Annotated in this window: 13 protein-coding genes; 2 read left to right on the top strand and 11 right to left on the bottom strand. The window is 75.5% G+C overall.

The features are described from left to right. Position 1: 1 nt before the first annotated feature. The 8 genes from FRADC12_RS17675 to FRADC12_RS17640 form a co-directional block, all read right to left on the bottom strand. Positions 2-1,396, bottom strand: coding sequence for an alpha/beta fold hydrolase (locus tag FRADC12_RS17675; protein ID WP_045877484.1), 1,395 nt, complete (start codon positions 1,394-1,396; stop codon positions 2-4). A 144-nt stretch (positions 1,397-1,540) separates the two neighbouring features. Further along, a complete protein-coding gene (locus FRADC12_RS17670) occupies positions 1,541-3,187 on the bottom strand; it encodes an NAD(P)H-hydrate dehydratase (RefSeq protein ID WP_045877483.1) in 1,647 nt (548 codons plus the stop codon). Positions 3,188-3,258: 71 nt separating this feature from the next. After that, the gene (locus FRADC12_RS17665) at positions 3,259-4,407 is read right to left on the bottom strand and encodes a threonine ammonia-lyase (RefSeq protein ID WP_045877482.1); all 1,149 of its coding nucleotides are present in this window, start codon (positions 4,405-4,407) and stop codon (positions 3,259-3,261) included. A gap of 262 nt (positions 4,408-4,669) precedes the next feature. Then, a complete protein-coding gene (gene tsaD / locus FRADC12_RS17660; RefSeq protein ID WP_045877481.1) occupies positions 4,670-5,704 on the bottom strand; it encodes a tRNA (adenosine(37)-N6)-threonylcarbamoyltransferase complex transferase subunit TsaD in 1,035 nt (344 codons plus the stop codon). Further along, a complete protein-coding gene (gene rimI, locus FRADC12_RS17655; RefSeq protein WP_052710978.1) occupies positions 5,701-6,399 on the bottom strand; it encodes a ribosomal protein S18-alanine N-acetyltransferase in 699 nt (232 codons plus the stop codon). The genes tsaD and rimI overlap by 4 nt, the downstream gene beginning before the upstream one ends. Next, complete coding sequence (gene tsaB, locus FRADC12_RS17650; protein ID WP_084011368.1) at positions 6,396-7,223, bottom strand: tRNA (adenosine(37)-N6)-threonylcarbamoyltransferase complex dimerization subunit type 1 TsaB; 828 nt, start codon at positions 7,221-7,223, stop codon at positions 6,396-6,398. The genes rimI and tsaB overlap by 4 nt, the downstream gene beginning before the upstream one ends. Positions 7,224-7,366: 143 nt before the next feature. Beyond that, positions 7,367-7,819 carry a tRNA (adenosine(37)-N6)-threonylcarbamoyltransferase complex ATPase subunit type 1 TsaE gene (gene tsaE, locus FRADC12_RS17645; RefSeq protein ID WP_045879761.1) on the bottom strand — a complete coding sequence of 151 codons (453 nt, stop codon included), beginning with the start codon at positions 7,817-7,819 and terminating at the stop codon, positions 7,367-7,369. A gap of 177 nt (positions 7,820-7,996) precedes the next feature. After that, a complete protein-coding gene (locus FRADC12_RS17640) occupies positions 7,997-8,299 on the bottom strand; it encodes a hypothetical protein (protein ID WP_045877480.1) in 303 nt (100 codons plus the stop codon). 260 nt (positions 8,300-8,559) lie between these two features. Here FRADC12_RS17640 and FRADC12_RS31475 point away from each other — a divergent pair, with 260 nt between their 5' ends. Next, complete coding sequence (locus FRADC12_RS31475; protein WP_045877479.1) at positions 8,560-9,081, top strand: hypothetical protein; 522 nt, start codon at positions 8,560-8,562, stop codon at positions 9,079-9,081. Here the strand turns inward: FRADC12_RS31475 and alr are convergent. Continuing rightward, positions 9,024-10,181 carry an alanine racemase gene (alr, locus tag FRADC12_RS17630; RefSeq protein WP_045877478.1) on the bottom strand — a complete coding sequence of 386 codons (1,158 nt, stop codon included), beginning with the start codon at positions 10,179-10,181 and terminating at the stop codon, positions 9,024-9,026. The genes FRADC12_RS31475 and alr overlap by 58 nt on opposite strands. Positions 10,182-10,364: 183 nt before the next feature. Here alr and FRADC12_RS17625 point away from each other — a divergent pair, with 183 nt between their 5' ends. Next, entirely contained in the window at positions 10,365-10,886 is a 522-nt protein-coding gene (locus tag FRADC12_RS17625) for an SWIM zinc finger family protein (RefSeq protein WP_045877477.1), read from the top strand. Positions 10,887-11,152: 266 nt separating this feature from the next. Here FRADC12_RS17625 and glmS read toward each other — a convergent pair whose 3' ends face one another. Both glmS and glmM read right to left on the bottom strand, forming a co-directional pair. Further along, positions 11,153-13,075 (bottom strand): glutamine--fructose-6-phosphate transaminase (isomerizing), encoded by a 1,923-nt coding sequence (gene glmS, locus FRADC12_RS17620; protein WP_045877476.1) that lies wholly within the window; start codon positions 13,073-13,075, stop codon positions 11,153-11,155. Positions 13,076-13,350: 275 nt separating this feature from the next. After that, a complete protein-coding gene (gene glmM, locus FRADC12_RS17615; RefSeq protein WP_045877475.1) occupies positions 13,351-14,733 on the bottom strand; it encodes a phosphoglucosamine mutase in 1,383 nt (460 codons plus the stop codon). Between the last annotated feature and the right edge of the window lie 391 nt (positions 14,734-15,124).

Below are 15,124 nucleotides of genomic sequence, written 5' to 3'. Positions count from 1 at the left end.
GTCAGCCCAGGTCGGCGTCCGCGGCCGGGAGGTCGGGCGCCGGCTCGCCGGACTCGCCGGCCGACCGCTGCCACCGCCAGGGGAGCAGCGAACGGCGGCCCTGATCGGCCGGATGGGCCCGCCCGACGAGGGCACGGACGCACTCGTTCACCGCTTCCGGGCGTTCCAGCGGAAGGGCATGACCGGCACCCTCCTCGACGACGAGCTCGGCCTCCGGCAGCGCGTCGGCCAGGGTGCGGCTGTGCGGCAGCGGGGTCATCAGGTCGTGGTCGCCGACCATCAGCAGCGTCGGGACGTGCCGCAGCACAGCCGCGGCGGCGAGCTTGTCGTGCGCCAGCAGGGTCGGCAGGAACGACACGATCACCGGGATCGGGGTGCTCGCGATCTCGCCTTCCAGGAACGTCACCACCGAGGGTGGTATGTCGGTGGTGCCGAAGCCGACCCTCCTGGTGATCGAGTAGGCCAGGTCGCTGCCGTGCCGCCGGGCCCGTTCCAACAGTGGTGGGGCGTGCCGGATCCCGACGGCGAGGCCCGGCAGCACCCGCCGGACCACGCTGGACACCCCGGCCGGCAGGCCGAAGGTCACCCGGGCCAGGTCGCCCGCGCTCGTCGACATCAGCGCCACCGCGACGACCCGCTCGGCGAACAGCTCCGGGTGCCGCTCGGCCAGGCCGAGGATCGTCATCCCGCCCATCGAGTGGCCGATCAGCACGATCGGCCCGGCCGGAACGCGGGCCGCCAGGACGGCGTGCAGGTCATCGGCCAGCTGGTCGATGGTGCACCGCGCGACCTCGGACCGCCCGGACCGGCCGTGCGCCCGCTGGTCGTAGAACACCATGGGACCGAGGTCGGCCAGCGCCCGCTGTTGGAAGCACCACGAGTCGGCGGTGTTGCAGAACCCGTGCACGAACACCAGGGTCGGCCGCTCGGGCAGGTCGGATGAGCTCCACCTCCAACGCAGCCGGGCCAGACCGGTGCGCGGGTCCGATCGGTCGACGTCGCCGGCGACCGCTGCCGGGTCGCTCGCGGCGGAGCCGGGGCCCGCGATGCCCACTGCCGACGCCGGTACGCCGGCGGCGGCGAGGTCGTCCGGGTCGCTCTCGACGACGTGCAGCGGCACGCCGTCGGAGGCGATCACCGTGGTGGCCCGGCCGACGATCGGCCCGGCGCGCAGCTCCGCCGGGACGTCCGGGCGGGCGCGGGCCTTCCTGACGGCCCGGCGCTCGGCGATCAGGCCGGCGGCGATGACAGCCCCGGCGATGCCGAGGCTGCCGCCGGTCGCCCGGACCGCCCTCGACCCCGCCACCGTTCCGACCAGGTCGACCGCGCCGGCCGCCGACCTCCCCAGACTGCCGCCCTTCGTGACGCCGCCCATGCCCGTGGCCGTGCCCGCCACGCCACCACCTCGCCAACCGCCCGCCGATCCTGGCGGTCTCGTCCCGTTACCCGCCAGTTAGGATGCCCTACTCCCGGATGATGCACCGATGAACGGCACCGCAACCGCCCACCGGGGCGTCAACCACACCCGAGCCGGCGGCCGCTAGCCGAGGGAGTCGGGGCTCAGGCCGGCCCTGGCGGCCGGCAGCAGCCCGGGGAGGTCGGCGGCACCCAACGGGCGCGGGGCCAGCTCACCGGCCCGGCCATGCAGGTATGCGGCCACGCTGGCCGCGTCGAGCGCCCCGAGCCCGGCGGCCAGCAGGGAGCCGGCGAGGCCGGTCAGCACGTCGCCCGTCCCTGCGCTGCCGAGCCACGGGGTTCCGGTGGTGTTCACCCGGGCCGCGCCGCCCGGTTCGACGACCAGCGTCCGGGCGCCCTTGAGCAGCACGGTAACGCCCAGCTCACCGGTCGCGCGCCGGACCGTGGCCAGCCGGTCGGCGGCCAGCGCTCGTCCCGTCTCCCGCGGGTCCCAGCCGAGCGCGGTCGCCGTGAGCCGGGTGAACTCGCCCTCATGAGGGGTCAGCAGCACCGGCGCCCCCCGGCGAGCCAGCGTCTCCCGGTTCGCCGGGGCCTCCACGCGGCCTGATCCGCCGACGCCGGGCCGGCTGAATCCCGCGGTGAACCCGACCCCGACGCCCGCACCGCCACCCGTCCGGAAGCCGGCGGCGAAGGCGTCGGCGAACGGGTCAAGCCCGCCGGCGTCGAGCAGCAGCGGCACGTCGGTACCCACCAGGGCGTCGACCAGCCGGCGTGCCTCCGCCCCGGGCACGATCCCGGGGCCGAGCGCCCAGGCCTGGACCCGGCCGGCGGCCAGCATCGCGGTGGCGTCTCCCGGTTCGATCACGGTCACCACCGCCTCCGGGTGGGCCCGGCGGACATGCTCGGCCGCGCGCGCCTCGGCGACCACCCGCAGGTAGCCGGCCCCGCCGCGCAGCGCCCCGCCGGTCGCGAGCACGACCGCGCCCGGGTAGCGGTCGCTGCCTCCCACCAGGCCCAGCACGCCCCGGGTGTACTTCGAGTCGGTCGGCCCTGGCACCGGGAGTAGGTCGGCGACGTCGTCGTCGTCGAGCGCCGTGAGGTCCGGTTCGGGCAGGTCGAGCCCGATCTCGACGAGTGCGAGCTGACCGACGTGGGTGGCGCCCGCGCCGAGCAGCAGCCCGCGCTTGTAGGTCCCGAACGTCACCGTCCGCGCGGCTCGCACCGCAGGGCCCACGACGGAGCCGGTGTCCGCGTCCACCCCGCTCGGCACGTCGACGGCGATCGTCCGCGCCGCCGGGGCCAGCTCGGCGAGCCGCGCGTGCGCCGCTCGCAGCCCACCACGCCCGCCGATCCCGAGCAGCCCGTCGAGCACCAGGTCGGCCCGCGCCAGCAGCGCCGCGACCCGGTCGTCCGCCAGCGCCGCCGGCTCCCCGGAGCCGGGGGTGCTGTCCGGGGCGACGACGCGGTGCAGCCGGCCGCCGGCGGCGAGCAGCACCGCGGTGCCCTCGGGATGGGTCGTGCCAGGCGCCAGGGCGTCCACGCGGGCGCCGCGGGCGGCCAGTTTGGCCCCGGCCCACAGCGCGTCGCCGCCGTTGTCGCCGCCACCGGCCAGTACGACGACCCGACGCCCGTACACCCGCCGGTCCAGGAAGGCGACCGCGTGGCTGAGCAGCCCGTGCACGGCCCGTTGCATCAGCGCCCCCGGCGGCAACGACGCGAGCAGCGGCGCCTCGGCGTCCCGGACGTCGGCCACGGTATGTGCAGCACGCATGCCCTCATCGTCCCGCGCCGCCGGGCGCTGGGCGCCGCGGCCCGGCCGTCGGCGATCCGTCGCCCGGCGGGTCAGGCGGTGCGGGTGACGGGAATGGTGGCGGCGGCCGTCAGGGCCGCGACGCGCTCGGCGGTGGCCAGGTCGATGTTGCCGCCGGAGAGGACGACGGCCGTCGGCCCCTGTGCCAGCCCCGGATGGCGCAGCAGCGCGGCCACCCCGGCGGCACCGGCCGGCTCGACGAGGTGGTCTCCGGTCGCCCGCAGCAGCGCCATCGCCTCCCAGAACGCGCCGTCGTCGACGGTGACCACGTCGTCGAGCAGGGACGCGGCGAGCGCCAGCGTGAGGCGGCCGGGGGTGCGCACCGCCATCCCGTCGGCGACGGTGTGGGCGGGCGAGCTGAGGCGCCGGCCGGCGTGGAAGGAGTCGGCGAAGGCCGAGGCGTTCTCGGCCTGCACGCCGATGACCCGTACCTGGGCGCCGCGGGCGTGGCTGGCCAGCGCGACCGCGATCCCGGCGGCCAGCCCGCCGCCGCCGACCCCGACGACCACGCTGCGCAGGCCCGGCACCTGCTCGATCAGCTCAAGCCCGACCGTCCCCTGACCGGCGATCACCGCCGCGTCGTCGAACGGGTGGACCATCAGCCGGTCGCCCTGGGCGGCGAACGCCTCGGCGGCGGCGAGCGCGGCGTCGACCCCACCGTCGACATGCTCGACCCGGGCCCCCCACCGTCGCGTGCGGGCCACCTTCACCGAGTTCGCACCGGCCGGTACGAAGATCGTCGAGTCGACGCCGAACCGGGCCGCGGCATACGCGACGCCCTGGGCGTGGTTACCGGCGCTGGCCGCGACCAGTCCGCGAGCCCGGCGGGCCGGGTCGGCCTGGGCGACCCGGTTGTACGCGCCGCGCAGCTTGAACGACCGGGTGTGCTGCTCGTTCTCGCACTTCAGCCAGATCGGCGCGCCGGTCCGGCGACCAAGCCCGGGGTGCGCTACGACCCGGGTGCGCAGCGCGACTCCCGCGAGGGTGGCCGCGGCCGCGTCGACGTCGACCGCGCGGATCAGGGCCGCGACCTCGGACGGGGAGAGGTCGTCCAGCCGGGCCGTGGCCCGGGTGGTAGTCCCGTCGCCGGCGTCGTCCGTCGGCCCGTCCGGGGATCCGACGGTGGCGCCCGGTTTGCCGGGCGTTCGCGGCGACGGCGTTGTCGCGGCTGGCTGGGTCATCCAAGGCTCCCTGGTGGCTTGGCGGCCACTGGAGTGGGCCGTGGCCGCGGCAAAACAAAAAGCCCTCCGCGAAGGCGGAAGGCTTGGCGCGCGGCCGACTGAACGCTCGGTCGCGCGCCTAGGTAATGCCCATGAACCGGACGCCCGGGGGCACGATGCCCACGGACGGACGAAGCACGAGCTGCTGCGGCACATTCCCAGCCTGCTCCGTCGGAGTCGCCCGCGTCAAACCGACACCCAGCGGCGCGGCGCGCGACCCCGGTCAGACACCCAGCGGGAGCGTCGAGGAGGCCGGTAGATCCAGCGGTGACGGGGTGACACCGGCCGCGGCCTGAAGGGCACCGAGCGCCGCCACCATGGCGCCGTTGTCGGTGCACAGGCCAGGGCGCGGGACGCGCAGCGTGATGCCGGCGGCCGAGCACCGTTCGGCCGCCAGCGCGCGCAGCCGGCTGTTCGCGGCAACGCCACCGCCGATGACGATCGTGTCGACGCCGTGGGCCGTCGCCGCGCCGACCGCCTTCGCGGTGAGCACGTCGACGACGGCCTCCTGGAAGGAGGCGGCGACGTCGGCGATGGGCACCGGCTCACCGGCCCGGCCCCGCGCCTCCACCCAGCGAGCGACGGCCGTCTTCAGGCCACTGAAGGAGAAGTCGAAGGTGCCGTCGCCCGCCTTGCCACGTGGGAACGGGATCGTCGGCGAGCCGTCGCGGGCCGCCCGGTCGATCGGCGGGCCACCGGGGAACGGCATCCCGAGCAGCCGGGCGACCTTGTCGTAGGCCTCGCCGGCGGCGTCGTCGACGGTGGCGCCCAGGGACTTCACCGGGACGGCGGCCAGGTCCTCGACCAGCAGCAGCGAGGAGTGGCCGCCGGAGACCAGCAGGGCGATCGACGGTGACGGCAGCGGGCCGTGTTCGAGGGTGTCGACGGCGACGTGGGCGGCCAGGTGGTGCACGCCGTAGAGCGGCACCCCGAGCGCCAGCGCGTACGCCTTCGCCGCCGCGACGCCGACCAGCAGGGCGCCGGCGAGGCCCGGCCCAGCCGTCACGGCGACCGCGTCGAGGTCCGCCGGCCGAGCGCCGGCCGCGGCCAGCGCACGCTCGATCGTCGGGACCATCGCCTCCAGGTGTGCCCGGGCGGCGATCTCCGGGACGACGCCCCCGTAGCGGGCGTGCTCGTCCACCGACGAGGCCAGCGCGTCGGCGAGCAGCGCTCCGTCGCGCACCAGTCCGACGCCGGTCTCGTCGCACGACGTCTCGATACCGAGGACCAGCGGCCCCCGCCCGTGCGGCCGGCTCATCCGGCTCCCTCCGTAAAGGTCGAAGCCGGCACCCCTGCCGCGCCGCCGGCCCCTGCTGTGCCGTCCGAGGCCGCTGTGCTGTCCGGGGCTGGTGCACTGTCCGAGGATGGTGCGTTGGCGGGGGGATGCGCCTGGCCGGGGCCGGCGGCGGCCGCGTCCCGTTCGTCGAGCGCCGCCCAGGCGGCGTCGAGCTGGACGCCGTAGCCGGCCGAGTCAATGGGGCGGGCCCGCATCACGTACGCGTCGCCGCCGGACGGCTGGTAGTACCCGCGGCGCATGCCGATGTCGACGAAGCCGAGCCGGGCGTAGAGCGCCCGGGCCGCATGGTTGTCGGTCCGCACCTCCAGGCCGCAGCTACGCGCGCCGCGCCGCCGCGCCTCCCGCAACAGAGCGATCATCAGCCGTGCGCCCAGCCCGCGCCCGCGAAGGTCGGGGTGCACGCCGACGGTCTGGATGTACGCCTCGTCGTCGGTCACGGCGAGGCCGGCGTATCCGACGATCCGGCCGGCGACCAGCGCGGCCAGGTAGTACCGGCTCGGGCCGGCCGCCAGCTCCGACCAGAACATCTCCGGCGTCCACGGATCGACGTCGAAGACGTCCGGCTCCAGGTCGGCGGCCTCGGCCAGCTGCCACCACCGCAGCGGCACCAGGGTGACCGCCGGCAGCCGCTGGTCCGGCCCGCCGCCGGAGGTCATACCGTGACCGGCTTCGCCTGGTGCGGCTCGGCGACATCCGGCCGGCGTAGGTAGATCGGCGTCAGCGGCGCGGGGACTCGCCCGCCCCCCACGTCCGCCGCCGCGAGTCCCGCGAGCACCGCGGGATTCGGGTACTCGGGCCCGGACGGCCCGGCGAGCGGAAGACCGGACCCTGCCACGGCGGCGGAGAACGCCGTGAACGCGTCGGGGTAGAGCGCCTGGCCAGGCCCGGCCAACGTGTCCATTCCGGCCGCCAGCAGCAACTCGGCGGCGCGCGCCGGGTAGTTGACCGCGGGGCCCGCGATCCGGCGGCCGTCAGCGTAGCCAGCCCAGAACACCTCGCGCCGGCGCGCGTCGGTGACCACGCCGGCCTGGCCCGTCGTGGCGGCACCGATCCCGTCCAGCGAGCAGACCCCGTGACAGGGCACGCCGAGCGCCGCCGCGAACGTGTGCGCGGTGACGATCCCGACCCGCAGGCTGGTGAACGGCCCGGGGCCGAGCCCGACAACCAGGGCCGCCAGGTCGGCGGGCCGGGTGGCGGCCTCGGCGAGCACGGCCTCGACGAGCGGGGCGAGGAGCTCACCATGGCGCCGGGCGTCGACGACCCGCCGGTGGGCAAGCAGGTGAACGGGGGCGAGCGCGGGCGCGGGCGCGGCCGCGACGGCCGGGCCGCCGGAGGGGTCGGCGACGAGGCCCGCGGGCCCAGGCTCGGGCACCAGCCCTGCCAGGCCTGGGTCACCGGGCCGAGGCCCGGTCGACGACGCGGGACCGATCTCGACGAGCGCAACCGAGCAGGCCGGCGTCGAGGTGTCAACAGCGAGCACCAACACCCGTCCAGCCTACGGACCGCGACCGGGTCAGCCCCGGACCGCTCCGCCCGCCGCCGCGGGCAGACGCCGCGCTTACCCGGAGGAAGCGGCGGCGGTGGGGAGAATCGGCCCGAAACCGCCGCCGGCCGCCTGCGTGGTCAGCCGGTGGGCACCTCGGCGTTACCCAGGGAACGCAGCCGCTCGGCCCAGTCAGGACCGCCGGGCAGCAGCTGTACCCGCCGGGCCTCGCCGACCTCGTCGCCTTCCGGACGATCGATGTCGACCCGAAGATGCTCGGTCGCGAGCTGCTCCACCCGGCCTGCGCCCCACTCGACGACCGTCAGCGCGACCTCGGTGTCCGCGTCCAGGTCGAGGTCGTCGACCTCGGCCACGCCCGCGAGCCGATAGGCGTCGACGTGTACCAGCGGCAGGCGGCCGCCGGTGTGCACCCGGGCCAGTACGAACGTCGGCGACGTCACCGGCCCTGGCACCCCGAGCCCGGCGGCGATCCCCTGCACCAGCACGGTCTTGCCCGCGCCGAGCGGACCGGCGAGCACGATCAGGTCGCCAGGCCGGGCCAGCCGAGCGATCCGCGCGCCCAGCCCGCGCATGCCGTCCGGGGTCTCGACCACCAGCTCGCCCTGGGCACCGCCGACCCGGTCGCGCGAGGAGACCGGGGGCTCCGCCGTATCCAGGCCCGGAACCGGGCCGGACCCGCCTGAGGTCGTCACCGGTCCATCATCCGCCCGTACCGCGGGTGCCGGGCCGGTAGCGAGGCCCGGGCCGGGTCATCGGTTCGGATTGGCGCAGCCGCCACTGCTGGCCAGGCCGCCGAACGCGCCGCGGCCGGGCCGCACCCGGATCATCTTCGGCGCCGCCTCGGCCGCCGCGGCCTGCTCGACCTGCTCGCGCGTCGTGAGGGTGAGCAGCACGGGCCCACCCGTCGGGCGCGCCTCGCCGCCCGAACCAGCGAGGTCGGGGAGGTCCTCAAGACCGTCGTCGTCGGGGCCGTCGAACTCGTCGTGCACCGTGCCGCCGCGGGGGGCGGATGCCGTGGCCGTGCGCCGACCGCCGCGCCACCTGAGCTTCACGTCGTCTCCCTCATGTCTCGCACTGCCCGTCCCGGACGCACTACCCGCTGAAGCCCGCGCCGACCGTGTCACCGTCCGGCACCGGCCGCGGGCGCCGAGCGCCTCCCTCGACCGTAGGTCCTCCCAGCCCAACCGTCTCGGCGCCCGGGCAACTCCCGGCCCACCCTGCGGCCACCGACCGGGGCCGATGCGGCGAAAACGCCCGTCATCGACGCCGACGCGCGACGATGATCTCCGACTCCGAGCGGAGGAGGAGTTCGATGGGCGGCGAGCGCGATTCCTGGCGTCCCGGCCGCGCGAACGGTGCCGGACCGTCCGGGGACGAGATCGGGTCCGCGCGGAACGCCGACGCGCCGCCCGGCCCGCTCGCTCGGGCCGGCGGCGCGCTGGCCGCCGCCGGGGGCCGGCTGCTCGACCGGGCCGGCGCGGGTCGGCTCGCCGCCGCCGTGGGCACCCTCGTCGTGGTGGCGATGGCGGGCGGCACCGTCTGGCTCGCCCAGGCCACCAGGAACCCGGGGCTGCCCTGCACCGCGCACGCAGGCGCGGTGTGCGAGCCAGCCTACGGGATCTGGGCCGACGCGGACCCTGACCGCGCGGTGACCAGTCCGGCCGGCTGGTCGGCCAGGACGGCCCGTTACCTGGGCGAGAGCTACGTGACCACCGCACCCGCGAGCCGGGTCCCGGCGCCACCGGGCGGGCGGGACGACTGCGCGGCGCGCGGCGGTCAGGCGTTGAGGTGGACCCGGGGGACGCGGGCGCCGACACGCGTCACGATCTCGTAGTTGATGGTGCCGAGCGCGGCGGCCCAGTCGTCGGCGGTCGGCTCCCCGTTCTCACCGGGGCCGAACAGGACCGCCTCGTCACCCTCGACGACCTGGTCGTCACCGACGTCGAGGACGAACTGGTCCATGCAGACCGTGCCGGCGATCCGTCGGCGCCGGCCGGCGAGCAGGACCTCGCCCACGTTCGTCGCCGCGCGCGGGACGCCGTCCGCGTAGCCGAGCGGGACGAGCGCGAGCGTCGTCTCGGCGTCCGTGACGTAACGGTGGGCGTAGGAGACCCCGGTGCCGCGCGGCACACGCTTGGCCAGTGCCACCCTGGCCGCGAGGCGCATCGCCGGGCGCAGGCCCAGCTCCGCCGACCGGCCGACCTCGGGGCCGGGCGACAGCCCGTAGACCGAGACCCCCGGCCGGACCAGGTCGAAATGAGCCTCCGGGCTGACCAGCGTCGCGGCCGAGTTCGCGAGGTGGCGTACCTCCGGGCGCAGGCCGGCCTTCTCCGCGATCGCCACCGCGTCGGTGAACCGGCTGATCTGGCCCTGGACGGTCGGATGCCCCGGCGCGTCGGCGAAGGCGAAGTGGCTCCACACCCCGACGACGTCGAGCACGCCCTCGGCACGCAGGGCGGCGGCCGCGTCGCACAGGGCCGGCCAGTCCGTGTCCGTGGCGCCGGCCCGGCCGAGCCCGGTGTCCGCCTTCAGGTGGACCCGGGCCGGGCGGCCGGTGGCCCGGGCGGCCGCGGCGATCTCCGCCAGTGCCCAGGGCGCGGAGGCCGACAGGTCGATCTGTGCGCCGATGGCCGCGCCGAGCGGCTCCCCCGGCGACATCAGCCAGGACATCACCGGCACCGTGATGCCGGCCGCTCGCAGCTCCAGCGCCTCCTCGACCACGGCGACCCCGAGCCAGCTGGCACCGGCGTCGAGCGCGGCGCGGGCGCACGGCAGCATGCCGTGGCCGTAGCCGTCGGCCTTGACGACGGCCATCGTCGCGGCGGAACCGGCCCGGGCGACCAGTTCCGCGGTCGACGCCCGCACGGCGTCCAGGTCGACCTCGGCGTAGGCACGCAGCGGCGTAGCCGGGTCGGCGGTGGTCGGCTGCATCATCGGGCCCTCCGGAATCCACGCGCGGATCCCCGCCCCGCGCGGCCGGCACGACCGGGTCGAGCCGGCGTCCAGTGGTCGGGACGACGTCTGCCGGAACCCTACTTGGCACCGCCCGGACCGGCCGACGGCCGGCAACGGGGACAGCCCCGGCACTGCTAGCCCGGGCCACCATAGGATTGCGGGGTGATCATCAGGGTATCCGGGGACGGACCGCACGACGAGGTCATCCTCACGCCGCTCGAGGCCGCCTTCACCGAGACCACCTGCGCCACGCTCGCGGGCACCGAGGCGTTCGCCCGCGGCGTCGGCCTGGCGCTGCTCGGCCGGGTCGCCGACCTCCGGATCCGGCCGAGCGACGCCTCCGGCACCGTGGACGACGACGGCCAGTACGCCGTCAAGCTGTCGGTCGACGAGGACGGCCCGCGCCAGGAGTGCGGCTGCCCGGAGGCGGCCGCGGCCGCGCTGTGCCCGCACGGGGTCGCCGTCGCGCTGGCGGCGACTGGCTCGGTCAACGCGGACGAGGACGACGAGGACGACGACGACTATGTCCGGGCCGCGGTCGGGGTGTTCCTGTCCGGCCTGCCGCGGGCCGAGCTGGTCGGCCTCGTCCTGGACCTGGCCGACGAGAACGACGACCTGGCCGACGCCCTCTGGGAGGCCACCGTCCGCTGGCACCGCGACCGCGCCGCCGACCCCACGGATTAGGCCCGGCGCCGCCGTAGCGCAACCCGGACCGCCCGACTCGATAGCCGGCAACCCGACGCGCAAGCGCCCACCGACCCGGCGACAGGCGACAGGCGACAGGCGACAGGCGACAGGCGACCCAAGATCCTGACCCTGGACAGGCGCCCGCCTCGTAGATCCGCGTCCTGCGACATCAAAGCTTGGGGAGGGCGCTAAGCGCCCGACCCGGCGCTGGCGAGCGGGCGCGCAAGCGCCCTTCGAGCCAGCGCCCCCTTCGAGCCAGCGCCCTATTCGACCGTGACGGACTTCGCGAGGTTGCGAGGCTGGTCGACGTCGAGGCCGCGGGCGAGGGCCAGCTCGCAGGCGAACACCTGCAGCGGGATGGTCGTCACCAGCGGGGAGAACAGCGACGAGGTCGCCGGCACCCGGATGAGGTGGTCGGCGAAGGGCTCGACGAGGTGGTCGCCCTCCTCGGCGATGACGATGGTGCGGGCGCCGCGGGCCCGGACCTCCTGGATGTTGGACACGACCTTGTCGTGCAGCACGGCCCGGCCGCGCGGCGAGGGCACCACGACGACCACCGGCACGCCCTGCTCGACGAGCGCGATCGGCCCGTGCTTGAGCTCTCCGGCCGGGAAGCCCTCGGCGTGCATGTAGGCGAGCTCCTTGAGCTTGAGCGCGCCCTCCAGGGCCACCGGGTACCCGACGTGCCGGCCCAGGAACAGCACCGTCCTGGCGCCGGACAGGCTGCGGGCCAGCTCCCGCACCGGGCCGACCGTGCCCAGCGTGCGGGCGACCAGGTCGGGCATCTTCTGCAGCTTCTCGACGTAGGCGCCGACCTCGTCCCCGTAGAGCACGCCACGGGCCTGCGCCAGGAAGAGGCCGACCAGCAGGCACGCGGCGACCTGGCCGAGGAACGTCTTCGTCGCGGCGACGCCGACCTCGGGACCGCAACGGGTGTAGAGCACGGCGTCGGACTCGCGGGGGATCGTGGAGCCGTTGGTGTTGCAGATCGCCAGCACCCGGGCCTTCTGCTCACGGGCGTGCTTGACGGCCATCAGCGTGTCCAGCGTCTCGCCGGACTGGCTGATGGCGATGACCAGCGTCGAGCGGTCGAGCACCGGGTCGCGGTAGCGGAACTCGGAGGCCATCTCGACCTCGCAGGGCAGCCTGGTCCAGTGCTCGATCGCGTACTTGGCGATCAGGCCGGCGTGGTAGGCGGTGCCACAGGCGACGATGAAGACCTTGTCGATGTCGCGGAAGTCCTCGCCGGACAGCCGCTCCTCGTCGAGGACGATCGCCCCGTCGGCCGACAGCCGGCCGCGCAGGGTGTCGGCGAGCACCGCGGGCTGCTCGCTGATCTCCTTCAGCATGAAGTACGGGAAGCCGCCCTTCTCGGCGGCGGAGGCATCCCAGTCGACGTGGTACGGCCGGCCCTCGACCGCCTCGCCGTTGAAGTCGATGACGGTCACACCGCCCCGGCGGGCCTCGACGATCTGGTCCTGCCCGATCTCAAGTGCGTCGCGGGTATGCGCGATGAACGCCGAGACGTCGCTGGCGAGGAACGTCTCGCCCTGGCCGAGCCCGACCACCAGCGGGCTGTTGCGGCGGGCGCCGACGACGACCTCCGGGAAGTCGCGGTGCAGCACGACGAGGGTGAAGGCGCCGGAGAGCCGATGGCAGACCCGACGGACGGCCTCGGTGAGCGGGTGGCGCCCGCCGTCGGTGCCTTCGCTGGCGGCGACGAAGGCCGCCTCCGCCGAGCCAGGGCGGCCCAGCTCGGCCTCGAGCAGGTGGGCGACCACCTCGGTGTCGGTCTCGCCCTCCAGCTCGTGGCCGGCGGCGAACAGCTCCGCCCGCAGCGCGGTGAAGTTCTCGATGATGCCGTTGTGGATGACGCCGATCGTCCCGGTGCAGTCCGTGTGGGGGTGGGCGTTGACGTCGGTCGGCCCGCCGTGGGTGGCCCAGCGGGTGTGGCCCATGCCGGTCGTGCCGGCCATGCCCTCACCGACGGCCTGGCCCTCGTCGTTCTCGGCGAGCGCCTTCTCCAGGTTCGCCAGCTTTCCGGCGCGCCGGACGACCTTGAGCGCGCCCGCGCCGACGACGGCGATCCCGGCCGAGTCATACCCGCGGTACTCCAGCCGGCGCAGCCCGCCGAGGGCGACCTCGAGGGCGGACTGCTCTCCCACGTAGCCGATGATCCCGCACATGGGCTCAGCGTACGCAGCGGCGACGGCCGCGCGCGCACGGACCCGGAAACCGTCGACAGGTTTCGCGAACGGTCCAGCGCGGATGCGGCGAAAGCCCCGAGCCGAGCTGCGACCTGCCGTACGAACAGGCCATTGGCGCAGGTCAGGACGTTACCGGCCGCACTATCGATATCCACCAGGTCGCCCTGAGTGCGCGGATTGCCGCTTACTTCCCGATGGTTGTCTCCGCGTTCTCAGGCCGGCCCACGGCCGTCCCCGGCGCCGCGCGCCGGGCGTCAGCCGGCGATGGTCAGCTCGCGCCTGACGACGTCGGCCAGCTCGGTCGCGACGGCGCGGGCCCGCGCGTCCGTCGGCGCCTCGACCATCACCCGCACCAGCGGCTCGGTCCCCGACGGCCGCAGCAGCACGCGGCCCTCGGTACCCAGCTCCGCCTCGGCCGCGGCCACGGCGGCGGCGAGCGGGGCCGAGCCCGCGACGCCACCCCGGTCCACACCGCGCACGTTGACCAGCACCTGTGGCAGCCGGGTCATCGCTTTCGCGAGCTCACCGAGCGGCTGGCCGGTCTCGCGCACCCGCCCCAGCAGGGTGAGTGCCGTCAGCAGGCCGTCTCCGGTCGTGGCATGCCGCAGGAAGACGATGTGGCCGCTCTGCTCGCCGCCGAACGGCACGCCCAGCCGGCGCATCTCGGCGAGCACGTACCGGTCGCCGACCGGGGTCGCCAGCGCCTCGATCCCGGCCTCCCGCATCGCGTGGTGGAAGCCGAGGTTCGACATCACGGTGACGACGACGCGCCGGTCGGCCAGCTCGCCGCGCTCGGCCAACGCCAGCGCGCAGACGGCCATGATCTGGTCGCCGTCGACGATCTCGCCGTCGGCGTCGACCGCGAGGCAACGGTCCGCGTCGCCGTCATGCGCGATGCCCACGTCCGCTCCGTGGGCCAGGACGGCCGCGCGCAGGCTGTCCAGGTGAGTGGCCCCGCAGCCGTCGTTGATGTGCTCTCCGTCGCCGTCAGCGTGCAACGCGACGACCTCGGCGCCGGCCGCGCGCAGCACTCTCGGCGCGAGGCGCGACGCCGCGCCCTCGGCACAGTCGACGACGACCCGCAGGCCGTCGAGCCGGACCGGCAGGGTGGCGAGCAGATGCTCGACGTAACCATCGATGACACCGGCGATGTAGCTGGGCTCGTCGCGGATGCGCCCGACCGCGGCGCCGAGGGGACGCGCGGTCGGCTCGGCCAGCAGGCGGGCCTCGATCGCGTCCTCGACCTCGTCCGGCAGCTTGTGCCCGCCGGCGGCGAAGAGCTTGATCCCGTTGTCGGGCATCGGGTTGTGGCTGGCGGAGAGCATCACGCCGAGGTCGGCGCCGGTCGCGGCGACAATGTGCGCCACGGCGGGGGTCGGCACGACCCCGACCCGGACGACGTCGGCGCCTCTGGAGGCCAGCCCCGCGAGCACCGCCGCCTCGAGGAACTCACCCGAGGGCCGGGTGTCGCGCCCGACGACCACGACGGGCCTGTCCCCGGCGGCCCGGGGCGCCAGGTCCGTTCTGTTGTCGGTCAGCACCTCGACCGCGGCCTCCGCGAGGCGCAGGGCCAGCTCCGCCGTCAGGTCGACGTTCGCGACGCCGCGCACGCCATCGGTACCGAACAGCCGCCCCATCGCGGTCCCCCCCCATCGGAGTTCGCCGAGCTCCACGCCCTGCCGCACCCACGGCGGCCCGGTGCGGCGCCCGATCCCGGAACGCCGGCGCACGTGCGGCCGTCGGCACTGCCCAGCCCGGCCGTCCCCCACAGGACCGTGCTTCCCGTCCCGCCTGGTCGGGCCGGACAGGCAACCCATCTTCGCTGACGTGACCACGACTCTCGTAGAGGCCCCGCCGCCACGCCGTCCCCGGGCTGGCCCAGGGAGGCCCGGTGGCCTCCGACCTGCGCCGAAGACGGCGAAACCCGCCCGTCCAGAATGGCCGACAGGCGGGTGTCACCGCGATCAGGAAGTCACCGCACGCTCAGCCTCGGCCGCGCGAAACGCGAAGCCGAGACTTCCCGGGGCT

Source organism: Pseudofrankia sp. DC12 (assembly GCF_000966285.1).
In the GTDB taxonomy this organism is placed as follows: domain Bacteria; phylum Actinomycetota; class Actinomycetes; order Frankiales; family Frankiaceae; genus Pseudofrankia.
This window is presented reverse-complemented; position numbering and strand designations above follow the sequence as displayed.